This is a genomic window from Phyllobacterium sp. UNC302MFCol5.2 (genome assembly GCF_000686005.1).
In the GTDB taxonomy this organism is placed as follows: domain Bacteria; phylum Pseudomonadota; class Alphaproteobacteria; order Rhizobiales; family Rhizobiaceae; genus Phyllobacterium; species Phyllobacterium pellucidum.
The window spans coordinates 653,985-679,460 of sequence record NZ_JMLL01000011.1 but is presented as its reverse complement, the minus strand read 5'-3'; the positions used below and the strand labels follow the sequence as shown (position 1 = coordinate 679,460).

The 25,476-nt window shown below is 58.8% G+C and carries 23 protein-coding genes; 8 read left to right on the top strand and 15 right to left on the bottom strand.

The genetic code is table 11. The features are described 5' to 3' along the window. Positions 1-7: 7 nt before the first annotated feature. The 10 genes from BR48_RS0114580 to BR48_RS0114540 form a co-directional block, all read right to left on the bottom strand. Entirely contained in the window at positions 8-415 is a 408-nt protein-coding gene (locus BR48_RS0114580; protein WP_228017943.1) for a DUF2147 domain-containing protein, read from the bottom strand. A 185-nt stretch (positions 416-600) separates the two neighbouring features. Further along, entirely contained in the window at positions 601-1,458 is an 858-nt protein-coding gene (locus BR48_RS0114575; RefSeq protein WP_027231984.1) for an SDR family NAD(P)-dependent oxidoreductase, read from the bottom strand. Positions 1,459-1,548: 90 nt separating this feature from the next. Beyond that, positions 1,549-2,331: a hypothetical protein gene (locus BR48_RS0114570; protein ID WP_027231983.1), complete on the bottom strand. Its 783-nt coding sequence runs from the start codon at positions 2,329-2,331 to the stop codon at positions 1,549-1,551. A gap of 10 nt (positions 2,332-2,341) precedes the next feature. Then, on the bottom strand, positions 2,342-2,929 hold the full coding sequence (locus BR48_RS0114565; protein WP_027231982.1) for a protein-S-isoprenylcysteine O-methyltransferase: 588 nt from the start codon (positions 2,927-2,929) through the stop codon (positions 2,342-2,344). Between the two features lie 119 nt (positions 2,930-3,048). Beyond that, the gene (locus BR48_RS24625) at positions 3,049-3,699 is read right to left on the bottom strand and encodes a hypothetical protein (protein ID WP_051614985.1); all 651 of its coding nucleotides are present in this window, start codon (positions 3,697-3,699) and stop codon (positions 3,049-3,051) included. 159 nt (positions 3,700-3,858) lie between these two features. Then, on the bottom strand, positions 3,859-3,981 hold the full coding sequence (locus BR48_RS26670; RefSeq protein WP_113282376.1) for an ABC transporter: 123 nt from the start codon (positions 3,979-3,981) through the stop codon (positions 3,859-3,861). Between the two features lie 217 nt (positions 3,982-4,198). Further along, positions 4,199-4,783: a L,D-transpeptidase gene (locus BR48_RS0114555; protein ID WP_027231981.1), complete on the bottom strand. Its 585-nt coding sequence runs from the start codon at positions 4,781-4,783 to the stop codon at positions 4,199-4,201. Between the two features lie 123 nt (positions 4,784-4,906). After that, a complete protein-coding gene (locus BR48_RS0114550) occupies positions 4,907-6,256 on the bottom strand; it encodes a histidine kinase dimerization/phospho-acceptor domain-containing protein (RefSeq protein WP_027231980.1) in 1,350 nt (449 codons plus the stop codon). Further along, positions 6,253-6,915: a response regulator transcription factor gene (locus BR48_RS0114545; protein WP_027231979.1), complete on the bottom strand. Its 663-nt coding sequence runs from the start codon at positions 6,913-6,915 to the stop codon at positions 6,253-6,255. The genes BR48_RS0114550 and BR48_RS0114545 overlap by 4 nt, the downstream gene beginning before the upstream one ends. Before the next feature lie 90 nt (positions 6,916-7,005). Beyond that, positions 7,006-8,646 (bottom strand): phosphoethanolamine--lipid A transferase, encoded by a 1,641-nt coding sequence (locus BR48_RS0114540; RefSeq protein ID WP_027231978.1) that lies wholly within the window; start codon positions 8,644-8,646, stop codon positions 7,006-7,008. 272 nt (positions 8,647-8,918) lie between these two features. On the opposite strand from BR48_RS0114540, the gene BR48_RS0114535 reads away from it, so the two are divergent. Next, on the top strand, positions 8,919-9,428 hold the full coding sequence (locus tag BR48_RS0114535) for a low molecular weight phosphatase family protein (RefSeq protein ID WP_027231977.1): 510 nt from the start codon (positions 8,919-8,921) through the stop codon (positions 9,426-9,428). A gap of 15 nt (positions 9,429-9,443) precedes the next feature. On the opposite strand, the gene BR48_RS0114530 is transcribed toward BR48_RS0114535, so the two are convergent. The 3 genes from BR48_RS0114530 to BR48_RS0114515 all read right to left on the bottom strand — a co-directional run bounded on the left by BR48_RS0114530 (position 9,444) and on the right by BR48_RS0114515 (position 14,178). Continuing rightward, positions 9,444-9,839, bottom strand: a complete 396-nt coding sequence (locus BR48_RS0114530) for a hypothetical protein (RefSeq protein ID WP_027231976.1) — start codon at positions 9,837-9,839, stop codon at positions 9,444-9,446. A gap of 92 nt (positions 9,840-9,931) precedes the next feature. Continuing rightward, a complete protein-coding gene (locus BR48_RS24620; RefSeq protein WP_051614983.1) occupies positions 9,932-11,329 on the bottom strand; it encodes a PAS domain S-box protein in 1,398 nt (465 codons plus the stop codon). 659 nt (positions 11,330-11,988) lie between these two features. Further along, positions 11,989-14,178, bottom strand: coding sequence for a PAS domain-containing sensor histidine kinase (locus BR48_RS0114515; RefSeq protein ID WP_027231975.1), 2,190 nt, complete (start codon positions 14,176-14,178; stop codon positions 11,989-11,991). 158 nt (positions 14,179-14,336) lie between these two features. On the opposite strand from BR48_RS0114515, the gene BR48_RS0114510 reads away from it, so the two are divergent. Continuing rightward, positions 14,337-14,834, top strand: coding sequence for a peptide deformylase (locus BR48_RS0114510; protein WP_027231974.1), 498 nt, complete (start codon positions 14,337-14,339; stop codon positions 14,832-14,834). Between the two features lie 9 nt (positions 14,835-14,843). Here BR48_RS0114510 and BR48_RS0114505 read toward each other — a convergent pair whose 3' ends face one another. Then, a complete protein-coding gene (locus BR48_RS0114505; RefSeq protein ID WP_027231973.1) occupies positions 14,844-15,326 on the bottom strand; it encodes a cupin domain-containing protein in 483 nt (160 codons plus the stop codon). A gap of 171 nt (positions 15,327-15,497) precedes the next feature. Between BR48_RS0114505 and BR48_RS0114500 the strand changes: the two genes are divergently transcribed. Then, positions 15,498-16,892, top strand: a complete 1,395-nt coding sequence (locus BR48_RS0114500) for a sensor domain-containing diguanylate cyclase (RefSeq protein WP_027231972.1) — start codon at positions 15,498-15,500, stop codon at positions 16,890-16,892. Positions 16,893-16,905: 13 nt separating this feature from the next. Here BR48_RS0114500 and BR48_RS0114495 read toward each other — a convergent pair whose 3' ends face one another. Next, complete coding sequence (locus BR48_RS0114495; protein ID WP_027231971.1) at positions 16,906-17,919, bottom strand: substrate-binding domain-containing protein; 1,014 nt, start codon at positions 17,917-17,919, stop codon at positions 16,906-16,908. 194 nt (positions 17,920-18,113) lie between these two features. Between BR48_RS0114495 and BR48_RS0114490 the strand changes: the two genes are divergently transcribed. The 5 genes from BR48_RS0114490 to BR48_RS0114470 all read left to right on the top strand — a co-directional run bounded on the left by BR48_RS0114490 (position 18,114) and on the right by BR48_RS0114470 (position 25,417). After that, positions 18,114-19,142 (top strand): ABC transporter substrate-binding protein, encoded by a 1,029-nt coding sequence (locus BR48_RS0114490; RefSeq protein WP_027231970.1) that lies wholly within the window; start codon positions 18,114-18,116, stop codon positions 19,140-19,142. A gap of 87 nt (positions 19,143-19,229) precedes the next feature. After that, complete coding sequence (locus tag BR48_RS0114485) at positions 19,230-21,458, top strand: iron ABC transporter permease (RefSeq protein WP_027231969.1); 2,229 nt, start codon at positions 19,230-19,232, stop codon at positions 21,456-21,458. After that, on the top strand, positions 21,455-22,513 hold the full coding sequence (locus tag BR48_RS0114480) for an ABC transporter ATP-binding protein (protein WP_027231968.1): 1,059 nt from the start codon (positions 21,455-21,457) through the stop codon (positions 22,511-22,513). The genes BR48_RS0114485 and BR48_RS0114480 overlap by 4 nt, the downstream gene beginning before the upstream one ends. Positions 22,514-22,535: 22 nt before the next feature. After that, the gene (locus BR48_RS0114475; protein ID WP_027231967.1) at positions 22,536-23,336 is read left to right on the top strand and encodes an inositol monophosphatase family protein; all 801 of its coding nucleotides are present in this window, start codon (positions 22,536-22,538) and stop codon (positions 23,334-23,336) included. Between the two features lie 257 nt (positions 23,337-23,593). Beyond that, entirely contained in the window at positions 23,594-25,417 is a 1,824-nt protein-coding gene (locus BR48_RS0114470; RefSeq protein ID WP_027231966.1) for a thioesterase family protein, read from the top strand. The last annotated feature ends 59 nt before the right edge of the window (positions 25,418-25,476 follow it).

Here is a 25,476-nt window from a genome sequence, read left to right as displayed (position 1 = left end):
TGAAGTGCTAGTCGCGACGCCAGGTAGCTGACTTGCAGATGAGGCCACCCAGAACACAGCCGGAGAGCTCCACAGCGTTGCCGGCAACCTTTGCCTTGCCGGAATAGGTTTTGCCGGTTTCCGGATCGTAGAGCGTTCCGGCATAGGTTCCGGGACCGGTGGCTTTCATCGACACCGCCTGCAGGCCGACAACCGGGCGGTCACGCTTGGACGCATCAGGGTTATTGATGTCGTTGACCGGCTGGTTCATCCACACGATCGTCCCGCAAACGCCGCTGTTGCAGTCGCTGATCTTCACTTTCGTGCGGCCGGTCTCATTCACATAGGTCCCTGCAATTTCCTGTGCTTCGGCCATCGCCGCAGTCGTCAGCGCACCGGCCATGAGAAGGGCGCAAAGGGCTTGTCTTGCGTTCAACAAGGGTCTCTCCAGTCCAAAAATTGTCATGTGAAGCGCGTTGAATGACGCGCACTCTGTTTTCGTGTTGAGTCAGCCGTTACACCAGAATTTCGGCAAGAATGGGCACGGCAACGCGAAAATCCATTCGCGGGCTAACTTTATTGTCGCAGGGGAAATGCGGCCTTGGTCGCCGGTTTCGGCCGCTATTTACGGCGCGCGCCGTGGCATTTCTTGTATTTCTTGCCCGATCCGCAGGGGCATGGATCATTGCCGCTGCGCTGCAGGCGGGCAATCAGCGGCAAGAGCAAGCTTGCAGGCAATAGCCTTGCCGCATAGACGGCGAGCTTGGCCGACAGCCCTGGAATGACGATCCGACGACCCGACCTGAAGCCGCGCCACGCCTGTTCGGCGACGTATTGGGCGTCGAGCATGGGCAGGAGCGTGAAGATCGAGGCATGTCTCGCCCCGGCCGTTGCATAGAATTCCGTCGACACCGGACCAGGCGCAAGGCACATGACGGTGACGCCGGACCGGCGCACTTCTTGATGCACCGCCTGCGAGAACGATCGCACGAAACCCTTGCTGGCATAATACAGCGCCATGTAGGGCCCTGCCGTGAAGCTTGCCACCGAACTCAGATTGATCACGCCGCCACGCTTGCGGGCCACCATCTGCGGCAGGAAATACAGGGTGAGCTCGGTAAGGGCACGAATATTCAGGTCGACGATGCCGAGTTGATCGTCCATGGGAAGACCAATCGCTGCGCCGCGCAGGCCGTAACCGGCGCTGTTGACGAGCACATCGCAATAAAGCCCGTTCCTCGCCAGGAATTCAGCAACCTGCGTGGTCGAGTCGTTGGCGAGCACGTCCAACGCCAGGGTAAAGGGTTCGCCGCCCGCGGCGCGCACCTCTGCCGCGGCGGCGTTCAATCCCTCGATCGAACGCGCAGTGAGGACAACCGGTCCGCCATCGCGGGCTGCCACGCGCGCTATGGCGCGGCCTATGCCGCCAGACGCCCCGATGACGACAACGGCGGGTCTCAAATCTGCCTGTGAATTCATGTCATTGCCCGCGAAACCACCCTTGGGGCAGCTTCGGCACCTTCCCAACTCATCTTTTCATCGCTTCATCGAGAAGCCAGCGCGTCGATGTCACTGGCTTCGGTCCTCCCGCAGTACTTTAACGACGCCACCCTGCGCAAGCTGCTTTACCTCGTCAGCCACAGCCCCGTTGAGGATGGCTTCGAACCGCTCCAGCGCGCGGGCGACGTTGGCTCCATCCATGACCCGGTGGTCGTAATGAATACGCACGGTCACCGAACCGTCCTCGCCGATCAGGCCATAGTTGAAGATCGTCGTCAGGGGGGTCAGCGGATTGAGCGATTCGGCGCCGAGGCCGGAATAGACGGAGAGTTGAAACGTGCCAAAGTAATTCGGCCGCTGCCGGCCGATATTGAGGCCGAGCCACATCATCGGCCAGCGGATGAGGCCCGGCAAACGTGCAATCTTCAAGGCACGCCGAAACTCCTTGACTTCAAGTACCGGCCGCGAGCGCACGTCCCTTATCGAGGCGTCGAGTTCGGGGATAGAGCGGTGCTCCGGGTCCTTGATCCGGCTGAGCAGGACCGCCTGTTCGCCATTATAGTCGCGCTCATGCGCAATGGATGCGACGCTGACCGGATATTCATAAAGTTGCGGCCATGGCAATTTGACATAGGCACGGCGCAGATCCGGCGTTTCCTGTGACAGAAGCGCATAGCCCTTCAGGAAAAGAACGGTCCAGGAAGGCTTGATGCTTTGCGACATCCTTGCCCGCAACAGCGGACCAAGATTCATCTGTCGCTGTACGGTCACCCTTGGTACAGCGATCGAGAACCGCATGAGGTCGTTCACCAGGCGCCGGGGCGCTGAAAGCTTGAGGGCTCGGCCTCGCATATTGTGACCTCTAATAAAGATAAGGGATAAGTCGCTTCGTCCTTTCCATGTAGTCGCGGTATTCTGGGCCGAAATTCTCCAGCATCATACGCTCTTCCTTGGTTACCCTCAGAAAAAACAGGATCGAAAAGCCAACGAGGCCGGCAAGGCCCGCAACCCAGTTCGCCAGCAGGAACGCCTGACCAAGCGCTATGAGAAGGAACGACGTATACATGGGGTGGCGGACAAAAGCATAGGGCCCCGATGAGACGAGCTTGTGCTTTTCACGTATCTCCAGCGTGATCGACCAGTTGCGGCCGAGCTCCTTGTGCGACCTGCGGAACACCCACAATGCAAGCAGCATTGTGATCGCTCCAAGGACGATCGCGAAGGCGTAGGGGCTATAATCGGCGGATTTGGGAATGCCTGTCGCCACGTAGAAGCCGGGGACTATGGCAAGGCCAAAGAATGCGATGCCAAGCCCCATCCTGTCGGTGAGGGTGCGCGCATTGCGCGTGACTTGAACCCGCCGCGCACGGCGCTCGAACGGGTAGCGAATCACGTACCAGGCAACGATGCCGAGCACCCATATGATCTCGCCGATTGAGGCAATGGACATGTTCACGCTAGGTCACTGGCGCCTTTTCTGCGATCCCGGCCAACATAAGCCGCACGAATGGCAACAGCCACGACTTTTGTGGGCCGCGAGACCCTGGAACAATGCGCTCCTCTCAAAATCTAACCTGCTGGTCCTGTATATCCGACGGCATTCGGTCCGCCGTTCATCTCGCGCAGCCGCGTCACGAACTGTTGGGGGCGTAGCCAGATGCCGGGCGTCTTGTAACCCATGGACCGGGCGATTTCACCAACGAATGCGTTGCAGTTATACACCGTCGCTTGCCAGTAATGGGAGCGCTTTTGCAGATCGTGAATAAACGCAACCACTTTGGTGTATTCGGCCTCGCTCAGCGTGACACGCCAGCTAGCGGACCTGTATCTGTCGTCAAGGTCGCCATCGCTTGCCCCTGTTTCCGCCGGCACGGGAATATAGTGACCAAGCACGTAGGGAACAGCACTGTTGGAGGCCGGATGAAGGCCCGCAACCTCGCGATCAAGCACGCGTCCCGACTTGTCGAGCCGCCCGAAGATTACGTAGGTATGACCGTAGCTAAGTGCGTAACGAGAACGGAACTCGATGTAATAAGGCCCTTGGGCCTGCGGTAACGTTCGTGTTGTAGTGCCCTGGGCGGACGTGGAAGGCGGAGCACCCACGGAACCCGTATTATTATAGGACACGACATTCGGCTTAATTGCAGCATCCGGCGCACATCCTGCTACTGCGACAGCAAACAGAACCGCAACCGACAGACGACCACTGTACAGCGCCATATCTTTCCTGAACTCCGAAGAGCGTAGGCATGAAGGCAAAACATGCCTGCTATAATTCTATGTATGACCGCCTGGAACCGTGAGACGCGTTCAGCCCGAATCACGTGCCGATGGGGAAAGAATCGCGTGAAACTTCCCCCATGCGGACGAGCGAATCAATTACTTGGTAATTACAGCCGGAGCTGGCTCAGGCGGCGGGGCTTTGCCCTTACCGATTGACCCGCAGGCACTCAAACTGGCGACCGTCATCACGGCAACTGCAGTGATCAGAATTCTCTTCATGTGACAATCCTTTCTCCTCAAAGGCGAGTAGGCCAACAATGTCATGCTACCATAAATAGTAATGAACGCTAGGGTAAGGTGCCGGAATCACTGGCATAGTGTCCGATTTGCCACATCAGGGTTAATTTGCCGATTGTCGACATTCCGCAGCATTTGGGACAGCAAAGCATGCAGTCCCAAACATATGCTGTCCATGTCAAAACCCTGGTGGAAGCCGCTAGATGATCAGTACCGGCGTACCAACGGGCGTGGCATCGTAGAGATACTCAACGTCCTCATTGGTCAATCTTATGCAGCCGTTCGAAACGGCCTGTCCGATCAACCACGGCTCGTTGGTCCCGTGCACGCGGAAGAGCGTGTCCTTGCCGTTCTGGTAGAGATAGAGGGCGCGCGAGCCGAGCGGGTTTTCGGGGCCGCCGGGAACACCGCCAGCATATTGGGCGAGGCGCGGCTTGCGCTGGATCATGCTGGCCGTCGGCGTCCATGAAGGCCACTCCTGCTTGCGACCAACTTCAGCCCGTCCCTTGAGGGTGAGCCCTTCCTGGCCGACGGCAATGCCGTAGCGCATCGCAGATCCGTCGCCCTCGACAGCATAGAGGTAGCGCTCATCCGTATTGATGACCAGCGAACCTGGCGCTTCGCCTCCCGTATAAGCAACGCGCTGGCGCCGCAGTCGGGGCTCGAGATAGTAGGTACCGCCTCCGCCGACCGGGTAGGCAAAGGAAATGGGTGTGCAACCCGCAGCCATCAGTGCCAGGCCGGACATTAACAGTCCCCGGCGAGCAATCTTCACATCGTTCATGTCCACCTGCTTCGAAGGAGTCGACGCCACTTCTGCAACCTAGCATTCCAGAAACGGGCGGCAAAGTCACCTTGGTTGTGGCTGATAAGAATAGCCGGCTCCTGATGCCGAGAATCAACAGGTCTAGCCAACTTCCGCCCTGTCGCCGTTGAACGTCAGAACCGCTTCGAACCCGTCGCTGCGACCCGTTGCCGGCGACAACAGGCTCAAAGTCGCGTTCATCTGTGCTGCGAGAGCGATAACGATAGCAAGGCCAAGCCCTGAACCGCGGGAGGTTTCGCCGCGACTGAAGCGCTTCTGGATTCGCACAATCTCTTCCTTGCCCAATATGGGGCTGCCATTGGCAATGCGAATCTTGCCGCCCCTTTCGAGATGCACAAGCACAGGCTCGTTCTGATGTCCATGATGAAGCGCATTTTCGATCAGATTGCGCAGCGCGATGGCAAAGATATCCTCGTTTGTCCGGCGCTTGAGCTCGGCGCCCGCGTCGCGCACATAATTGATGCGATCTGGCGCTGTGCTTGCGCGCTGGAAATCAGCGACCACCACGTCAAGGACCTTTGCGAGATCAACCATCTCATCTGCAGAGCCGAGCCCAGCCTCGGCCCGGGCCAGCTGCATGAGCTTTTCGACAAGTCCGCTCAACTCCTGGAGCGACTGTTCGATGTGCACCGTGCGTGATTTGGCTTCTTCGCTACGAACGTGTTTCTTCAAGAGCTGCGTCTGCGCGAGTGCGCCGGCGAGGGGGGTTCGCAGTTCGTGCGCGCTGTTGGCGGTAAATTCCCGTTCGGCCGCGAGTGTGGAACGCAATCGCGCCAGCAGCCGGTTAACGGAATGGACGATCGGCTGCAGTTCGCGGGGGAGGGCGATCGAAGCAATGGGAGCAAGGTTGCCGCCATCCTTGCTGGCGATGGCCTCGCGCAACTCGTTGACTGGCCGCAACGACAGGCGAACGACCAACCAGACGACGAATATGCCGACCGGAATAAGCACGAGGAGAGGAAGCAACAGGGCAAGCCCGCCCTCGATCGCTGCTTCTTCGCGATGCGCATTGTCATCCGCGACCTGAACGAAAATCGTGTCGTTGACTGCTTGCACGGTATAGAAGCGAGATGCGCCGTTTTCCCAGAATCCTCGCTTGAGCGGGGCCGCAAATGGCGTGGGTGGAATGTCCTCCGAGTGCAGAATCACCCCCCCCTCCGCGTCCCTGACCTGGTAGGTGAGATAACTCGACTCTGGAGACGCCGTCAGATTCTGCAAGCGCCTCGGCACGGTGGTGGTTTTGCTCTGAAGAATATCATCGACGACAAGGGGCGTCAGTCTTTCCGCGGTTTCCTTCAAGGAACTGTCGAATATTTCACCGAATTCATCCTGCATGACGAGGACCCCGGCCGTTACCGCAATGAGCCAGAACGCGATGAGCGTAGCCGTAAGGGACAAGATCAGGCGGCGCGTCATGCCATAGCGTTTCATGTGCGACCTTCAATCCGGTAGCCGACGCCCCGCACAGTTGCCACATATTGCCGCCCGAGCTTCTTGCGCAGGCGGCTGATATAGACTTCCACGGTATTGCTTTCGATTTCCCAGCCGAACGCATAGAGCGTTTCTTCGATCTGTGCTTTCGAAACGATAGCGCCAATTCGGGCGAGCAGCCGTTCGAGCACCGCCCATTCCCGCCCTGAAAGCGTAATCTCCTGGTTGGCCGAGGTCACCCTGCGGTCGGCGATGTGAATGTGCAGCGAGCCGAGCCGTATGACCTCGTCCGGACGTCCGGAATGGCGCCGCGCCACGGCATGCATGCGCGCCGTCAATTCATCGAGATCGAAGGGTTTGACGAGATAGTCGTCTGCCCCGGCGTTGAGTCCGCGGATACGCTCGGAAATCTGGTCGTGCGCCGTGAGGATGATCACCGGCGTCGCGTCGCCGCTGGTCCGCAGATCCGTCAGGAAATCGACCCCGTTCCCGTCCGGCAGTCTGATGTCCAGGAGCACGAGATCGTAGTTCGTCACGCGCATCGACACCTTTGCATCTTCCAGATGCTGCATCCAGTCGACGGCGTGATTGCCGTGCATCACGTGGTCGCGCACGGCCGCCCCGAGAGTCGCGTCGTCTTCAACAAGAAGGACCCGCAAATGCCTCATTCCCTTCTGCGATTTTTCCTGCTCACAGCATCGACCGCGCGGGAAACCTTTTCAAGTCAAGTTTTGGGCTGCTGTCCTCGGTCAACTCGTTCCGCTGCGACAGGGGGCGAGCGTATCGAGGTCGTTGTCATGGACCGACGTCTCAACATGCATCATCCCGAGCACCGTGTGGAAGAGGTTGTCGTGCGATTGCTTCTTCACCGCCTCGCTCTGCAAGCACGCGCCGTCGATCTGCGCCTTCTCGTCCTTGCCGAGCCACAATACGTAGGGAACATGGGTCTGCTGTGACGGCGCGACGATATAGGGCGCGCCGTGCAAATAGAGGCCGAACTCGCCGGTCGATTCGCCATGGTCGGACATGTAGATCATGGACGGCGAAATTTGTGTCTCCCGCGACTTGAGCCGGTCGATCACTGTGGACAGCAAATGATCGGTGTAAAGGATTGAGTTGTCATAGGCATTGATGATTTCTTCGCGCGAGCATGTGGCAAATTCGGCGGTCCTGCAGTCCGGCGTGAAGCGCCGGAACTCATCCGGATAGCGGAGATAGTAGGCGGGGCCGTGGCTGCCCAACTGGTGCATGACGAGCACCGAGTCGGTCTTGACGCTGTCGAGCCACGCATCGAGGCGGTCGAGGAAGATCGCGTCGAGGCATTCGCCGCCCTTGCAGAATTTCGGATCATCCGACTTGAACAATTGTTGGGATTTGATGCGGGCCGCCACGCCCTTGTCGCCCGTATTATTGTCCCACCATTCGACATTGATGCCCGCGTGCGTCAGTACGTCGACAAGGTTCTCGTTCTCGATGCCCTTCTGATGCGTATATTCCTTGCGGGTAAATTGCGAGAACATGCAGGGCAGCGAAACCGACGTAATCGTGCCACAGCTCGACGTATCGCTGAAATAGGTGATGTCCTGCCTGGCGAGTTCCGGATTGGTATCTGGGCCATAGCCGCCAAGCGAAAAGCTCTCGGCGCGCGCGGTTTCGCCGGCAATGACTATGGTGACGCGCGGCTTGCGCGTGCCGGCGGCCGGCCCAACCACGTGCGCGTCCTGGCCAAGCGGCTTGACAATAATGTTGTTGTCCTTGGTTTCCCGGATGGCAAGCTTCACGGTGTTCACGATCGGGGCGAGCGGATTGAGCGTTCCGAACCAATCCCGGTGTTCACGTATCAGCGACATGTAGGTGCTGGCATTGATCAGGGCCGCGACGCCCAGAACGAGGAGCGCAGGCACGATGACCGCAAGGTTCCACTTCAATTTCTGAAGATAGGGTCGATGTACAATACGCGGCCAGGCGATGATTGCCGAGGGGATCAACGCACATGTGATCATATGAACGACAAACGGAATGTTCAGAAAATGGCCGGCCTCCGCATTGGTGGTATCCACGGCGCTTTGCAGCATTTCGACGTCAATTATGACGCCGTAGTGATCCATGAACCAGGCGCCAAGCGCGCTGACGACCACGAAGAAGATCAGGGCAGGCTTGATGACGAACTTGACCGAAAAGGCGAGAAAGAGCGCTACATATCCACAAGCGATGCCAACGACCAGAAATGCGAGGGCGGCCGGCTGACCGTGCAAATAGGCAGCCGATTTCTCCCAGAACGTCCAGTTCGCGGACGCGAGAATAAACACCGCGGTTATGATAGTGAGCGGAACGCTTCCGATTTTCGGACGTGCAAGACGTCTGTCGAATTGACGCGTTGTAACTGACAAGGTGAACTACCCCGCACTCCTGGTTGATGCGCGAGCCGGTTCTGTCCAGGCTCTTCGAAAGGAGGGGCATTCACTGGTTTCCTGACACCAACCTGAACGCAGCAATTAAAAAACCGCGGCGTTGAACCGTTGTCCGATCCGATCAGGCGGTTTGGGGGGCTACAAACATGGCTCCGGTGACGTGCGATCGCAGCGCTGGCCGTTGTTGAACGGCTGTCACATTACTGCAGCATGATACGCACTACGCGCATTTTATTTGGAGAGAGTGAGCGATGGGCGACGATATAGTATTTCATGTCTTGTTTCTTTCGCATCGCGATTCGGTCAGGGGCGTCGTTGCCGAGACACTGCTCAACCGGCTGGGCAAGCCGCATTTCGTCGCCTACAGCGCCGGAACGGATCCTGATGTCGAAATAAACCCTGAAGCGCGCGAATTGCTCGAGCAGACGGGCTTTTCGGTCGAGGGCCTGCGTCCCAAGCATTATAGCGAGTTTGGGCTGGAAGGAGCCCGTGAACTCGATTTCGTTTTCACCCTGCATGATGGCGCCCATGGCGAAGCCATGCCCGAATGGCCGGGCGTCCCGGTGACTGCGCACTGGGAATGTCCCGACCCGCTGCTGTCGGAGGGCGAACCCTGGGAACGCAAGCAGGCGTTCAGCCGCATAATGAGCCAACTCGACCGCCGCCTGAAGATATTCGTCAATCTTCCGCTTGCGTCACTGGATCGGCTCAGCATCCAGCATCATGTCGATGAGATCGGCAAATCCGTCGGACCGGCCTGAGCCGATCCGACTTTCTCAAGCGCGGGCCTGGCGGACCGCCACGCTCTCGCGCGAGAACATCACGACCGCGAAGATCAGGACACCGAGGAAAGTAACCATCGAACCTATCCCGACCAACGGCTCAAGCTGCATGTTGCCACGCTCCATGAAGTAAAGCGACGGCAGCATCACGATAAGGCCGAGCATGTAAACGGCATAATGGACGAAGGCCAATCGCTTGGCTGCCTTGGCCGGATTGAGTGCGTAGTAACCGCCGAAAATGGCGCTCGTGACCCATCCGAGCAGGTTGATGTGGGCGTGGGCCGCGATCACCGTGTGATTGCCCGACATTCCCATCTGCAGGCCGGCGGCTATGCCAATCAGCAACCAGATGACGGCAGACTTGAAGAAGAGTTGAGAAATATTCGGCATTGTAGTCCCCCATTTTTGTGCAGCGGAGGATACACGCGCCCACAACCTCTTTCCAGCGTGCCGACCTAATCAAAAGGGGTGAAGACGCCTGGTTAGACGGAAGCTGCCCGGATATTCTCCATGGGCGCACGCACTGTCCAGACAATGCGATTGACGGACTGTTCGAGCATGCCTTCGCCGCCCAGCGACAAGGGCGTTATCCGCTCGAGAACGGTCTTGCCAAAGCCGCGCGTGCGGCCGAGCTTGACCGGTGGCCCGCCTGTTTCGGTCCAGGCGAGGTAGAAGGTCTTGCCCTCGTCGCCAACGAACCAGTCCACATTGATCTCACCGGTTTCCGAGGAGAAGACGCCGTATTTCGCAGAATTGGTCGCCAGTTCGTGGAATGCAATCCCGAGATACTGGACGGCGTTGGGTTGCAGAACCATGGACGGTCCGGTCATGGTAAGCCGGTTTTCGTCGCCGAAAGGCTTGATCTGCTCAAGCAAAAGGTCGGAAAGCGTCGCTCCGCGCCACGTCGCGTGAACCAGCAAATCGTGAGACCGGGCAAGTGCCATGATCCGCTCGCGGATCTGCTGTTCGAATTCGACGACATCGGTTGTACGGCTGCTGGTTTCGCGGATCATCGAAAGAATGACGGCGTACTGGTTCTTGACGCGGTGATTTACCTCCCGCATCAACATCAAAATCCGCTCTTCGCTTTCCTTCTTGTCGGTAATATCGCGGGCGATCTTCGATGCGCCGACCACGCGTCCGGAAGCGTTCTTTACAGGTGATACAGTGAGTGAGACATGGATGCGCGTTCCATCCTTGCGCTGCCGGACTGTCTCATAGTGATCGATCCTCTGGCCGTTGCGTACGCGCTCTACGATGCCGGGTTCTTCGTATAGCCGATCGGGCGGGATGACTGTCGTGATAGATCGGCCGATCATGTCTTCGGCGGTGTAGCCGAATATCCTCTCGGCCGCCTTGTTCCACGTCGTGACCATGCCCGAAAGATCCTTGCTGATAATCGCATCGTCGGACGATTCAACAATAGCGGCGAGGCGTTCGGCCATCGCTTCGTCGCGTCTCTGTTCAGTGATGTCGCGCAACATATTGAGCGCGCCGACAATCTCCCCTTGCTTGTTGCGCAGCAGCACAGGGAACGGCATGAAAGCGATGCGGCTTCCATCGGGCCTCTCCGCGATGGCATCGACGTCGCGCACCTCGCGCTCCTCGCGCAAGGTCGTCGCCAAGGGGCATTCGTCGTGCTGCATTGCCGTTCCGTCCGGCCAATACAGGCGCAGCGCTCCAGACCAGCGTTCCTTGCCGATTTCAGGCATGCGGCCCCAAAGTTCCGCCGCCGCCTTGTTATAGAATGTAAGGATGCCGGACTTGTCCGTCGTATACACGGCTACCGGCAACTCCATGATGATCGAGTCCCGGCTGTAGCTGTCCAATCCGTGCAGTGCTTCGAGAGAAGCCGCAAAATTGCTTTGTGGAATGTCCACGATTTCCCCAATTCAACATTATGTCTCGTTGCGAAAGCGCCTGCTGGAGAGCAGACTTCCGGTCAATCGCGCACATTAAACTATTTATGGTTGCATTGGTTCCATCAATCGTACCGATCAAAATGGTTTATCCCTCGTCTGGAGGGCAGCGAAATCGGCCGAGATTCATATGCGCCGGGGCCAACAAAGCCATACGGGCCAGGTCTCCAAGGAAACCTGACCCGCACAAAATGATAGGCGCCATCGACTTGCGCCGCAAACGAAAGCCAACCGGATGTTATCCGGGGGATCAAATCGCCAGGATGATCGCTGCAACTGCCAAAGCGCCGAACAGGCAGATAGAGCAGGTCATCCAATTGGCGATATCGCCGTTTTCCTTTGTATGCCGCAACATCATCGCCCTGTATCCTCCTGAGCAAAACCGGTAAACCGGCCCGTTCTCAAAAAAATCACGAACAACCACCGCTGATTTTGGCTTCCAGCTTGTATTTCAAATTGTCATGATCATTGCCCAAACCGGCGTGGCAGAAGGCTTAATTCCGTCATTCCGGTCTCAACGCTTTGGATTATAGCGCTTTCAATCTAGGCGTTCAATTTGTGTTGCAATGGCGATAATCACATTTTGATAGCGAATGAAAAGATTCCGATATTGGCGGTCTTCAGGCGGCAGCTGCCTCGGCTAGGCGCGGAAAAACCATGCGGACGAGGGCGCCCCGACCGCCGTGGAAATTAGCCGGCGCATCGAGCATTTCGAGATGCCCACCATGGTCCTCGACGATCTTCTTGACGATGGCAAGCCCGAGGCCGGTCCCTTTTTCGCGCGTCGTCACATAGGGTTCCAAAAGCTGGTGGCGGTTCTCGCTTGGAAGGCCCTTGCCATTGTCGAGCACCTCGACGGTGATGGAAGCCCCTGCACTCTTTGCGCGAACGAGAATATAGCCGGTCTCGACGGCGCCGGATTGCAACGCCGCCTCGATGGACTCGGATGCATTCTTGATGATGTTGCCGAATGCCTGGCCGAGCAGGCGGCTGTCGAAATTGCCGACCAGCGGTTCGTCGGCTATCTCATGTTCGAACTTGATCTGATTGTTGCTGATCTCGACGAGGAACGAGGCATCGCGCAATACAGTGCGAATATCTGTTGCCGCCAGCTGCGGCTTGGGCATACGAGCAAACTCGGAGAATTCATCGACCATCCGACCAATATCGCCAACCTGGCGAATGATCGTCTCGGTGCATTGGTCGAATACCGCACGATCCTCGACAATGACTTTGCCGTAGCGACGGCGGATGCGTTCCGCCGAAAGCTGGATGGGCGTCAGCGGATTCTTGATCTCGTGGGCGATCCGGCGCGCTACATCCGCCCAGGCGGACGAGCGGTGCGCGGCGACGAGATCGGTAATGTCATCGACCGTCACCACATAGGAGGTGTTCTTGATGTCGGCGTCTTCGCGCGTGATCTGTACGTTCAACGAACGCGCGACACCGCTGCGGGTGATGCTTATCTGCTTGCGGCTGGATGAACGTCCATTATCCCGCGCCACGTCGAAGACGGCGCCGATTTCCGGCAGGATAAGGCCGAGGCTCTGGCCAACGGCCTGCGATGCGTCGACCGCCAGCATCTGTTCGGCCGGGCGGTTAAGACCCGCGATGATCCCCTCGCTGTTGACGCTGATGACGCCTGCGGTAACGCCCGATAGGACCGCTTCCGTAAAGCGCCGCCGCTCGTCAATCTCGTCCTTGGCCGAAATCAGGTCGCTGTGCTGCGTTTTCAACTGCTCGACCATCTTGTTGAACGTGTGCGACAGAGAGCCGATATCGCCATCCGAACCGCGTACGGGGACGGAAACGTCGAAATTTCCGGTCGCGACGTCTTCGGCAGCGCCGATCAGCTGGCGGATCGGCAGGACGACGCGATTGGCAACAGCAATGCCGCTCCACACAGCGGTGAGCAGCAAGAGCAGGGTGAGTTCGATGTACAGCAAGGCATAGGCGATCTGTGTGGTGGACCGGTTGCTTGCCAGTGCCTGATACTCGGCATTGTTGTCTGTCATCACCCGCATATTTTCGAGCGCAGAGCGATCGACCGAGCGAATGGTGTAGAGGTAGAGATCGGGGAGTGCCTGCGTCTTGATCACCGCGCCGACGAGATTGGTGTCGCCCGGCGGTATCAGAACCGGCTTGTCGCCGGCGGCACTTCGCAGGGCCTCGATCGGGGCGTCCGGCAGCGAATGATCGTTGATGAGATTGGCCGCGACCACAACCTCCCCATCCGATTTGACCAGGGATGCGCCGAGCAGATTGTTGCGGCCGGCGTCGTAGGTGAGCCAGTCCGAAAAGGCGCCGCGGTCGAGGCTATAGAGCATGCGGCGCTGGTCCAGATCGATCACCATGGACAGCGTCGTCGTCAGCAGGCTTTGGGCGTTGTCCTCCGTGTAGGATTGCGCCGCCTTGATCGACATGTCGATGATCTGGTTGTTCTGGTTGTTGATCCACGAATCCATTCGCTGATCGAGGACGATGAGCGAGAAACAGGCCACGATGATCGACGGTATCGAGGCGATCAAGGCGAAGATCATCGCGACATTGGTGTGAAGGTCGTTGTGCTTTGCCTTGCTCTTGAACAGAAAGAGCTTCTTCAGCGTCGCGTAGGACAAATAGATCAGGACGAGAATCGATATGGCATTGGCGGCAATGATCAGCTGGGTCGTCTGTTTGGTGGGCGAAATATTGGTTATGCCCATCATGACGAGGAACGAGACGATCATCGTCGCAAGGACGAGGAGCGTCATGATCACGGCTCCTCGCGGCAGCACCTGCGGCTTGGTTATCGTCTTGCTGGCGGGCATTCAATCGCCTCGTTGGGCCCTCCGCAACAGTGCAGGGATGGCCGCATGGTTTCCTTGTCGATTATCGGTAGCGACGACGCTTGTAAAGCTTGCTTCCTCGGCGGGAATTGAGGCAACAGGATGGATACGCTGTCGCGTTCGCACATTGGAGCATGTTCATGGCGATTCGGCCAATCCTGACATTCCCTGATCCAGCCTTGCGAAGGCCCGCCGACCGCATTGCAGATTTCGGCGAGGCAACGCAAGAATTGGCGCAGGACCTTCTCGCTACAATGCGTGCTGCCCCCGGCATTGGCATCACGGCACCGCATGTCGGCGTGCCACTGCGTCTCGTCGTGATCGAGATCGAGTCCGGTCCGCCGCGCTTCTACATCAATCCGGAAATCGAATGGTCGTCAGGCGATCTTGCACGGCGGGAGGAGGGCAGTGTGTCGATGCCGGGCGTCTCCGACGAGATCGAGCGACCCGCCACGATCCGCGTGCGCTATCAGGATCTCGCCGGGAACATGTTGAGCGAAGAGGCGAGTGGTCTGCTTGCCACTTGCCTGCTGCATGAGATCGATCAGTTGGACGGCATGTTCTGGATTTTCCGCCTGTCGCGATTGAAACGCGAGCGGCTCGTCAAGCGGTTCGAGAAGTTGCAGCGGCTTGGCTGATTCAGCCGCTCAGCGATGGATGGGATCGATCCATGCAACCCCTTCCGGTTTTTCCACCGGGTCGATGTCGAGATTGACCACGATCGGCTCCTGACCGGAGCGGACCACGACGCACTCCAGCGTTTCGTCCGCGTTCGCATTGATTTCCTGATGCGGCACGTAAGGCGGCACGAAAATGAAATCGCCCGGACCGGCTTCGGCGACATATTCCAGCCGCTCGCCCCAGCGCATGCGCGCACGGCCTTTGACCACGTAGATAATGCTTTCAAGGTCGCCGTGATGATGTGCACCGGTCTTGGCATTGGCGTGAATGGTGACGGTACCGGCCCAGATTTTCTCTGCCCCCGCCCGGGCCCGATCGATCGCTGCAGCGCGGTTCATGCCAGGCGTCTGCGCGGTGTTCGGGTCAAGAGAATCGCCGGGGATAACCTTGACGCCGTGTTCGCGCCAATCGATGGGGTGATCATGTTCGTGGGTGTGATCTGTCGGCATGGTTCTTCTCCGCTCGCGGGCGAGTTTAGTCATCTTGGCAGCGGTGCACCAGCCGTTGCACGGTACAATTAATTAACCTCAAATTGCAGTAATTGCCTTGACGGTCTGGCCTTCCGCTCGCCAAGGTAGAGGTGCTGCGAGGCAATCTCGTAGTGGTCGGATACCTGAGTGATGCCAATCAGCAAATCGCGAAACGCACCATTTGACCGAGGCGATGAGCGCGGAAGCGACCGTCTGCTGCAAATCGAAGCGGTTTATGACAAGGTTCCCGTCGGGCTCTGCTATGTCAATCGTCAGGGTTTTCTGGTCACGGTCAACGACCGGTTTTCCCGTATCTTCGGCATTGCCGGCGAAAATGCCGTGGGCCGGTCCGTGGAAGACGTCGTTCCAGACCACGCATCACTGCTGCGCGCAGCCATCAACACTGCGCTCTCCGGCGGTTCGATTTCCGACGCACAGATCGAAGTCACCGGCGAATCGTTCATGGTTGCTGCGGCGACCGTCACCAATGATCTTGGCGAATTCGCCGGCATTTCGGTCGCTTACACCAACATTACCCACCTGAAGGATATTGCGGAACGGCTGCAACAGGTGGAGTTGCGCACCTCCTACGCTCTTGAGAGTGCGGGGCAATGGATATGGGATTTGAACATTGCGACGATGCGGGTATGGCGCTCGCCGCAGTATCGGACGCTGCTCGGCCTCGATCCTGCCGGACATGAGAGCGAAAGCGTGGCGTGGGATATCGTTCATCCCGACGACAAGGAGCGGGCGATCGAGGCGTTTGAAGACGTTCTCAGCGGGCGCAAGGCGCAGTTCGAAGCAACCTATCGGGTGTCGCGTCCGGATGGCGGTGACATCTGGATATTAAGCCGCGGCAAGATCGTCGAATATGGGCCCGACGGTTCCCCGCTGCGACTGCTGGCAACGAGCGTCGATGTTACGGCGCAAAAGCGGGTCGAGACGGAACTCTCGGCCATGGTCCAGGAACGCATGGCGCTGGAGCAGAAACTCCTCGAAGCAAACCGCAAGCTCCGTAACCAGTCCGAGCGCGATCATCTGACCAATCTTCCGAATCGGCGCAAATTCAACCACGTGTTGAGGCGTGCATTTCAGCGCGCCAGCGAGACTGGTGAACAATTGGCAGTTCTCATGGTCGATATCGACCATTTCAAAGCCTACAATGATTTCTACGGGCATCTTGCCGGCGACAAATGCCTCATTCAGGTTGGGCGCGCCTTGAACAAGGTCGCCAAGCAGAACGGCGGTTCGGTCGCTCGTTTCGGCGGCGAGGAGTTTGCGACGCTTATTCCCGGACGGGCACTACAGCCTTCCGCCGAAATCGCCGGCGCCATGCTCGACGCCGTGGCGGCCATGAAACTCGAACACGCCGCAAGTCCTCAGGGCGCAATTTCCGTCAGCATAGGCATGGCGATGTTCGATCCCCGAATGGGACTAAAGCCGCAGGGGCCGGAAGAGTTGCTAAATTTTGCCGACGGTGCGCTCTACCAATCCAAACATCGTGGCCGCGCGCGATTGACCATCGCCGGGACCTCCGGCAGCTAGCCTGGCGTTGGCTCTATCCGTTCCTATGTGCGCCCCTGATGGTTTTCCGCCAGATAAGCGGGGCATGGAGGGAAGCAGAGCGGCTGCTTGCGGCGCCGTCGCCGTTGACCAGCCAGACAATGCTGTTTCTGACTATCTCGTCGACGGGCTGGGTGAAGGTCGTCAGGGCGTAGGATGACCATCCTGACTGCTCGATATCGTCAAAGCCGACAACGCAAAGATCGTCAGGAATGCGCCGGCCAAATTCGTGGCGCGCCGCGTCCATCAAGCCAAACGCCATGAGGTCGTTGACGCAGAACACCGCATCGGGAGGCTCAAGGCCGGAAAACAGCGTCCTGCCAATCGTCCTTCCGCTTTCGTAGACGGTGTTGCCGTGCCGAACGACAGTTACATCAAGGCCAAAGTCCCTCGCCGCTGCCACGAAGCCCTGTTCGCGCGCCATGAGGCTTGGTGTTCCTACGGCCGAGTTTGCAAAAGCCAATCGGCGGCAGCCAGCGCGCAGGAAGGCACTGACCGCGACCCGCGCCGCCACTCCATCATCGAGGTTGATCCGAAACGGCCCCTCGATCTCATCGTCGCGGTTTATCAGGACGATGCGTTGGCCGCTATCGAGGCAGAGTTTGGTGATCGCCTTGTCGGGCAGCCCGGACAGCAGGATCGATGCATCCGCACGATAATGAAGTGTTTGGCGCAGGGCGGTATCGACGCTTCCGTCAGACCGGTCGGTGTTGATGAGCATCGAGATCTTGCCGGCCAACTGCAATTCATGGGTGAGGGCGCGTACGAGGCGGGCACGATAGGGCGTATCCATTTCGGAGACGACGAGGCAGACGATGCCGCTCTCGCTGCGCATGAGGCCGCGCGCCAGCTGGTTGACGTGGTAACCGAGCGCCTCGGCTGCCTGCATGACACGCTGACGCGTTTCTTCCGAGACGCTTGCCCCAGGGGTAAAGGTGCGTGATACAGCCGAGCGGGACACGCCCGCGCGTTTTGCCACATCGTCGGCGCTGACGAACGTCTTGTTCAAGCAAAGGACCCATATTTCAGTTCTGCGGCGCAGTTTGCACGCGATTGCGCGCCTTCGCAATCTCCCTCATTCAAAACATTTAAAGGTTATAATTGATGAGCCGGCTTGACAGATTGGACGCGCTCGTGAAAGTTTTGCACACGCTTGCAAAATGGCGTGCGGCATGGAGGTGCCGCTTTCTAGGGAGGAAAGATATGCGTTCTGTATTCGCCATTGCTGCTGCATTCGCCGTGGGCCTGCAAGTCATGCCAACCGAAGTGCGCGCCGCAGATAATCTCAACCTGATCTGCTCTGCCGACGTCGTCATCTGCGAATTGATGAAGGGCATGTTCGAAAAAGAGACCGGTATCCAGGTCAATATGGTGCGCCTGTCATCGGGCGAGACCTATGCCAAAATTCGTGCCGAAGCGCGCAATCCCAAGACCGACATATGGTGGGCTGGAACCGGCGATCCGCATTTGCAGGCGGCATCCGAAGGGCTGACGTTGGAGTACAAGTCGCCCATGCTCGATCAATTGCAGGATTGGGCGAAGAAACAGGCGGAGAGCTCGGGATACAGGACAGTCGGCGTTTATGCCGGCGCGCTCGGCTGGGGCTACAACACCGATATCGTCAAGAAGAAGGGCCTCAAGGAAGCAAAGTGCTGGTCGGACCTGATCGACCCCGCTTACAAGGGGGAAATTCAGATCGCCAATCCCAACTCTTCAGGCACGGCATACACCGCGCTTGCGTCGCTCGTGCAGATCATGGGCGAGGACCAGGCATACGACTATCTGAAAAAGCTCAACGCCAATGTTTCCCAATATACCAAGTCGGGTTCGGCTCCGGTGAAAGCGGCGGCACGCGGCGAGACGGCGCTCGGCGTGGTCTTCATGCACGATGCCGTCGCGCAGATCGCCGAGGGCTTCCCGGTGAAAGCTGTGGCTCCCTGCGAGGGCACGGGCTACGAAATCGGCTCGATGTCGATTATCAAGGGCGCACGAAATCTCAATGCCGCCAAGAAGTGGTATGACTGGGCGCTGACCGCCGATGTGCAGTCGCACATGAAGGATGCCAAGTCCTTCCAGTTGCCATCCAACAAGTCGGCGACGGTCCCACCTGAAGCACCAAAATTCGAGGACATCAAGCTCATCGATTACGACTTCAAGACCTATGGTGACCCGGCCAAGCGCAAGGAACTGCTGGATCGCTGGGATAAGGAGATCGGCGCGAGCGCGAACTGATCTACCTTCGCCTTGTCAACCATATGTCCGGCCTTATCCGGACATATGGTCCATAAAAATATGAGTCTTGGATGAGCGGGTGGCGTGATGGAGCGTAGCGACCGGAGACTGAACATTGCGCTCGGCATCGGGCTGGCAGGGCTTGTCCTCGTACCCTGGTACAGGATCGAGGCGGGATTCTATGGGCTGAGTTGGCTCAAGAACTTTCCGACGGGTTCCGCCGAAGCACCCGGCATCTTGCAGGCCTTCGAATTCGGTCGTTGGAACCTGGCGCTGATCGCCTTGATCTTTGCCGTGGCTATTGCCGCGAGGTTTTTGAGGGTTTCGGCGCTCCGTTCGAACCTGTTGATTGCAGCGGGCGCCGCCGGCATCCTTTTCCTCGTCTGGCAAGGCCTTGCGATTGGATATACGGGCTGGTCGTGGACGATCAACGAGACGCTGTTCGGGCCGCTGGCGGACGGTCAGCCATCCATGGGCGCCGGGGCTGGGTTAACGGCTTTGGCACTCGTTCTCTTTTTCGCCTTTGGCCTTGCCGAACGCGGCGTTCTTCGCGGCGATGCCTTCGTGGTCGCGTCGATTACGCTGCTCGTATTCCTCGTCGCGATTTTTGTGTTCTATCCGGTCGGCAGCATGTTTGTCGGCGCTTTCCAGAGCTTCGACGGGTCGTTCGATCCTTCCGGTTTTGTCCGAAACATTCAGGATCCATCGATATGGAGCCTCGATTGCCTCTTGGGCGGAAATCGCTGCGGCATTGCCTGGCGCACCTTTTTTCTGGCGGTCCTCACCGCCTCGGGATCCACCATTCTCGGACTGTGCTTCGCACTTGTCGCAACGCGCACCCGCTTTCCCTTCAAGAAGGGCCTGCGCCTGTTGACGATCCTGCCGATTATCACGCCACCCTTTGTCATCGGCCTCGCGCTCATCCTTCTGTTCGGCCGTGCAGGGGTCGTGACCCAGCAGATCTCGCATATCTTCGGTGTTGAGCCCGGCCGCTGGCTCTACGGCCTGACTGGCATCTGGATTGCGCAGGTCCTTTCGTTTACGCCGATCTCCTTCCTCGTCCTCATCGGCGTCGTCGAAGGGGTCAGTCCTTCCATGGAAGAGGCGTCGCAGACATTGCGCGCCGACCGCTGGCGCACCTTCTGGCGGATTTCGCTGCCGCTTATGAAGCCGGGCCTCGCCAATGCCTTCCTCATTGGCTTCATCGAGAGCATGGCGGATTTCGGCAACCCGCTCGTTCTCGGCGGCAGCCACGGCGTGCTTTCGACGGAAATCTTCTTCGCCGTCGTCGGCTCTCAAAACGATCCTTCACGCGCCGCAGTCCTCGCGATCATCTTGCTGGTCTTTACGCTGTCGGCATTCCTGGCACAGCGTCTCTGGCTCGCGGGCAAGAGTTTCGCCACTGTTACCGGCAAGGCCGACTCCGGTGCGCACATCGCGCTGCCGCGTTCCCTGTCGATCGGGGTCCACGCCATCGTCATCCCATGGGCGCTGTTCACCCTTGTCGTCTATGGCATGATCCTTGTTGGCGGCTTTGTCCGGACCTGGGGTCTCGACAACACCTTGACCTTCGAACATTACCAGCGCGCCTTTTCGTTCGCTTTCGAGAATGGCGCCATCGCCTGGACCGGCGTTGCCTGGAATTCGTTCTGGACGACGATGGAGATCGCGCTGATTTCCGCGCCGCTCACGGCAGCTGTCGGCTTGCTCACGGCCTATCTCATCGTTCGCCAGCGCTTTATCGGACGCAGCGTCTTTGAATTTGCCCTAATGATGAGCTTTGCCATCCCCGGGACCGTCATCGGCATCAGCTATGTCATGGCCTATAATTTGCCGCCGCTTGAGATGACGGGCACCGCCCTGATCCTGATAGCCTGTTTCGTCTTCCGCAACATGCCGGTGGGCGTACGCGGCGGGGTTGCCGCGATGAGCCAGCTCGACAAGAGCCTCGACGAGGCGTCGCTGACCCTTCGGGCGACGAGCTTCCGCACCATCCGCAAGGTCATCCTGCCGCTGCTGCGCCCGGCAATCGTAGCCGCTCTCGTCTATTCGTTCGTGAGGGCCATTACCTCGATCAGCGCGGTCATCTTCCTGGTAAGTGCACAGTACAATATGGCTACGTCCTATATCGTCGGCCTCGTGGAAAACGGCGAGTACGGCGTGGCCGTCGCCTATTCGTCTATGCTTATCGTGGTGATGATCGTCATAATCACCGGTTTCCAACTTCTCGTCGGGGAACGCCGGCTGCGGCGCGAGAATCGTGTCGCCACCGCCTTCGTTCCTGCCGCCGTGCCGCAAGAAAAGGCCACGCCATGAACAATCGTACCGGGTCAGTCGTCTTTACCAACGTCAAGAAGCAATTTGGCAGCTTCACCGCCATTCACGACCTGTCGCTCGATATAGAGCCGGGAACCCTTGTGACGCTGCTGGGACCGTCAGGTTGTGGCAAGACGACGACGCTGCGCATGCTGGCCGGTCTCGAGCACCCGACTTCGGGGCGCATTCTCATCGGCGGCAAGGACGTAACGATGCTCCCCGCCAATGAGCGCGACGTCTCCATGGTCTTCCAATCCTATGCCTTGTTCCCGCATATGTCGGTGCTCGAGAACGTCGCCTACGGGCTCGAGTCATCCGGGATGAAGAAGAGCGAAGCGCGGCAACGGGCGGAAGAGGGGCTGACGCAGGTCGGTCTCGCCGGATACGGCCAGCGCCTGCCGGCAGAGCTTTCAGGCGGACAGCAGCAGCGCGTCGCCGTTGCCCGCGCCCTGGTGCTCGAGCCACAGGTCCTGTTGCTTGACGAGCCGCTGTCCAACCTCGATGCGCGCCTTCGCCGCCGCGTGCGGACGGAGATTCGGGAGCTTCAGCAAAGGCTTGGATTTACGGCCGTCTACGTGACGCACGATCAGGAAGAAGCGCTCGCGGTCTCCGATCGCATCATCGTGATGCAGGACGGCGTCATCGCGCAGCAGGGATCGCCACGCGAACTCTACGAGGCGCCGGCGTCGTCGTTCATCGCCGATTTCATCGGCGAGGCCAATGTGGTGCCTTGCGAGGTGCTGGGCAATGACGGGACAGAGGCGATCATCCGTGTCGCCAGGTTGGAACACAGGGTGCCGGCGCGCAGCGCGCGCCCCGGGCCGGCCAGGATTGCCGTACGCCCCAATGCCATTACACTTGAAGCGGCGGAGGAGGCGGCATTTCCGGGCAGCATCCGCCATGCTGCCTATCTCGGCGACCACGTCGAGTATGAGGTTGAAACCGAAGCCGGAACGCTTTTCGTCGTCGATCCGGCAATCGACAGGAATCTTGCACCGGCGACCAATGTGAGCATCGGCTTCCATCACCGCGGAATCGCCATTATCAACAACTGATCGCTCGTACCGAGGAAAAGACATGACATCGCATACCCAAGCGGAGCTTGAGGCTCGCTTTGCCCTTGCCAAGACAATGGCCGCAGAGGCCGGAGCGAAGGCTCTTGCCTACTTCAATGCGCGGGAACGGCTCGTGATCGAGACCAAGGCCGATCCGCATGACGTTGTTTCGATCGCCGATCGCGAGGTTGAAGATCTCATCCGCCAAAAAATCGCAGCCGCTTTTCCGCAAGATGCGATCCTCGGCGAGGAACATGGCCTGAGCGCGGGAGCCTCCGGTTTCACCTGGGTCGTCGATCCGATCGACGGCACGAGCCCGTTCGTCAACGGCATGCCGACCTGGTGCGTCTCCATCGCCGTCCTTGCAGGAGAAGAGATCGCGATAGGCGTCATTCATGTCCCGTGCAACGACGAATTATACGCTGCGGCTCAAGGGCTCGGCGCTACCCTCAACGGCCGGCCGTTGAAACTCGGCTCCGACCGGACCGTCCGCAATGCGGTGACGGGCATCGGAGCCAACAGTCACGTTGCGCCAGCAGCGCTGGCGGGGATCGTGGAGCGCCTGCTTGATGCCGGGGGAAATTTCATCCGCAACGGTTCGGGTGCGCTGATGCTCGCCTATGTCGCGGCCGGACGCCTCGTCGGCTACTATGAGCCCTATATGCATGCGTGGGATTGCATGGCGGGTTATTGCCTCGTCAAGGAGGCGGGGGGCTGGCATCACCCCTTCCCGGTTCAAGGCGAAGCGTTGACCAAGGGATCGCCGGTGCTTGCCGCCGCCGAGGGCGCCGTGGACGACCTGCGGGCAATCGCCGGGCTTTAGCCCTCGCTCAAAATCCCGCGAGGCACTGCAGCCCATACGCGAATTCCGCCGAGATCGATTGCAACGATTTTGACACTAATGGATCCTATGCTGTACCCGGTCGACATTACCGCCGGGTCGTTATGGTGCTTCGCTGAACGGACAAGAAATTCTGGTTATCCAAGTTGCCACAACAAGCACGATCATTGACTTATCCGAGCGAATAACATCGACTAAAGTTTGAAGCTGTAGAGTTGCGTTTTTAAAGCTGGATAGTCATGACAGTCGTGCGGAATCTTTTGTGGGCGCCAACAATTGGCTTGTCCTGGCTATGGGGTCTGGGGTTCTTTTATTCGATCCACGTGACCCTCACCTATGGCTGGCTCGGATTCTTCGGCTTTGCCATCTCCAATGTCGCGGGCCTTTGGCTGTTCGGCTTTATCCTGGGGCGCACCAAGCGCTCGCCGGACCAGATCATGAAGGACATAGAGGGCCGCTACGCGGGCGTTTTCCTGCTGTTCCAGATGGCGGCGCTGGTCGTCACCATTTTCGGGTTCGTGGCCTATCTCTGGCAGCCGATCGTCGGCGAGGGCTCGTCGATCGGTGTTGCGATGCTGCTGCTCTTTGCCTGCGCCATCGGCCACGCGCTGACGTTGCAGCAGATCAAACTCTTGCACATCGTTTATACGGTCGTCGGCGTTTCCGCTGGGATCGTTCTTCTTGTTGGCCTGCGTGAAACCTCCACCTATCCCGGCGTGCCGCTTGCCCAGTTCGACAGCCGCTTCTACGGCCTGGTCCTGCCCACGATCATTGGCTTCCTGCTCGGGCCCTGGCTCGATATCCAGCATTGGCAGCGCGCAGTCACAATCAAGCGTGAAGGCGGGAATGTCGGCCTCGCCTATGGCGTCGGCGCCCTCATATTCTTCGGCTTTCTGTTTCTGAACGCCCTGACGGCATCGGCAGTCGGTCCGATCGGCAGCATTCTTTCCATCGACGGCTTGCCGAGCGCGCAGGGCGCCGTATCGGCAGCGACGGTACTCGCCGCCGAAAACGGCCAGTCCTACCTCGCCATAGCCTTTGTCATCTGGACGACGATCGCTCTCGCCTCGACTGTCGACAGCTACTACTGCGCGACGGCATGGTTCTTGAAGGGCAAGAACATGCGCAGCAACAGTCCGCTGCTGGCCCTTATCCCCGATGGAATTGCTTCCTCGCCGCTCTGGCTGCTGATCGGTGCTGTCTGGGTTGCCTTCACGGCCGTACCCGCGAACTTCTCGCTCATGTACTTCATGATGCCGTTCGCGACGCTTTTCGTGAGCGCTGCGGCAAATCTCGCCTGTGAGGCATTGGGCGCGAAGCCGAAGTTTGATCCGGTTCTGAGCTTTCTGATCGGCTGCGGATCGGCGGTTATCTTCGTCATCGGGTATGTCCAGCCGATACCGGAATTCCTGGCCCTTTCGCCGTTGATCGGCTTGATCGGCGCGCTTCCCGTCATCATCGAAATACTCGGTCCGGCCTCGAAGGCGATACCGGTCGAGATTGTCGACCAGCCAATCCGCATGATGTCGCCTTCGCCGATTGGCACGCCTGTCGCCCAGGGCGATGAGATGTCGCCTTCGCATGGGTTCGATGGCGAATGGTTCGTCATGCAGCTCATTCCCACCTATGACGATACGAATTCGGTCGGCAACGTCTATTTCGCCAACTATGTGCGCTGGGTTGGCAAGGCCCGCGAGCTTTTCTTCAATGTATGCATGCCGGATTTCGACCTGGCGACGACGCGATTCTATATCCTGACGCGCTCGTTCACCCATGATTACCGGCGTGAATCGAAGGAGTTCGAGCAGATCAGCGTGCGCATCAAGATCGCCAGACACAATCGCAAGTTCGTCACGCTCGAACATGAGATCCACAGTGCAACACAGGGCCTGCTCGGCCATGGCGAGCAATCGCTGATGTTCGTCGATCGGGAAAACTACAGCCCGCTGGATATTCCGGGCGAAGTGATCAAGGGTTTCCTTGCCTATTGGCCGAAAGACTCGCGCCTGTCACCCAACCACCGGCCGAATATCGCGGACGTCAAGGCAAAGCGGCAGGCTTAACTCAATCTTCCCTGGGATAGCCCCAAGGGTCGCATTGCCGACTTTGTCCGTTCCAGTTG

Excerpts from the sequence above, each read along its gene's own strand:
- BR48_RS0114485 (WP_027231969.1), top strand. The coding sequence starts at position 19,230 with ATGGAGCGTAGCGACCGGAGACTGAACATTGCGCTCGGCATCGGGCTG.
- BR48_RS0114490 (WP_027231970.1), top strand. The coding sequence starts at position 18,114 with ATGCGTTCTGTATTCGCCATTGCTGCTGCATTCGCCGTGGGCCTGCAA.
- BR48_RS0114535 (WP_027231977.1), top strand. The coding sequence starts at position 8,919 with ATGGGCGACGATATAGTATTTCATGTCTTGTTTCTTTCGCATCGCGAT.
- BR48_RS0114555 (WP_027231981.1), bottom strand. The coding sequence starts at position 4,783 with ATGAACGATGTGAAGATTGCTCGCCGGGGACTGTTAATGTCCGGCCTG.
- BR48_RS0114505 (WP_027231973.1), bottom strand. The coding sequence starts at position 15,326 with ATGCCGACAGATCACACCCACGAACATGATCACCCCATCGATTGGCGC.
- BR48_RS0114480 (WP_027231968.1), top strand. The coding sequence starts at position 21,455 with ATGAACAATCGTACCGGGTCAGTCGTCTTTACCAACGTCAAGAAGCAA.
- BR48_RS0114515 (WP_027231975.1), bottom strand. The coding sequence starts at position 14,178 with ATGCCCGCCAGCAAGACGATAACCAAGCCGCAGGTGCTGCCGCGAGGA.
- BR48_RS0114500 (WP_027231972.1), top strand. The coding sequence starts at position 15,498 with ATGCCAATCAGCAAATCGCGAAACGCACCATTTGACCGAGGCGATGAG.
- BR48_RS24625 (WP_051614985.1), bottom strand. The coding sequence starts at position 3,699 with ATGGCGCTGTACAGTGGTCGTCTGTCGGTTGCGGTTCTGTTTGCTGTC.
- BR48_RS0114530 (WP_027231976.1), bottom strand. The coding sequence starts at position 9,839 with ATGCCGAATATTTCTCAACTCTTCTTCAAGTCTGCCGTCATCTGGTTG.
- BR48_RS0114510 (WP_027231974.1), top strand. The coding sequence starts at position 14,337 with ATGGCGATTCGGCCAATCCTGACATTCCCTGATCCAGCCTTGCGAAGG.
- BR48_RS0114475 (WP_027231967.1), top strand. The coding sequence starts at position 22,536 with ATGACATCGCATACCCAAGCGGAGCTTGAGGCTCGCTTTGCCCTTGCC.
- BR48_RS0114470 (WP_027231966.1), top strand. The coding sequence starts at position 23,594 with ATGACAGTCGTGCGGAATCTTTTGTGGGCGCCAACAATTGGCTTGTCC.
- BR48_RS0114550 (WP_027231980.1), bottom strand. The coding sequence starts at position 6,256 with ATGAAACGCTATGGCATGACGCGCCGCCTGATCTTGTCCCTTACGGCT.
- BR48_RS26670 (WP_113282376.1), bottom strand. The coding sequence starts at position 3,981 with ATGAAGAGAATTCTGATCACTGCAGTTGCCGTGATGACGGTCGCCAGT.
- BR48_RS0114565 (WP_027231982.1), bottom strand. The coding sequence starts at position 2,929 with ATGTCCATTGCCTCAATCGGCGAGATCATATGGGTGCTCGGCATCGTT.
- BR48_RS0114575 (WP_027231984.1), bottom strand. The coding sequence starts at position 1,458 with ATGAATTCACAGGCAGATTTGAGACCCGCCGTTGTCGTCATCGGGGCG.
- BR48_RS0114570 (WP_027231983.1), bottom strand. The coding sequence starts at position 2,331 with ATGCGAGGCCGAGCCCTCAAGCTTTCAGCGCCCCGGCGCCTGGTGAAC.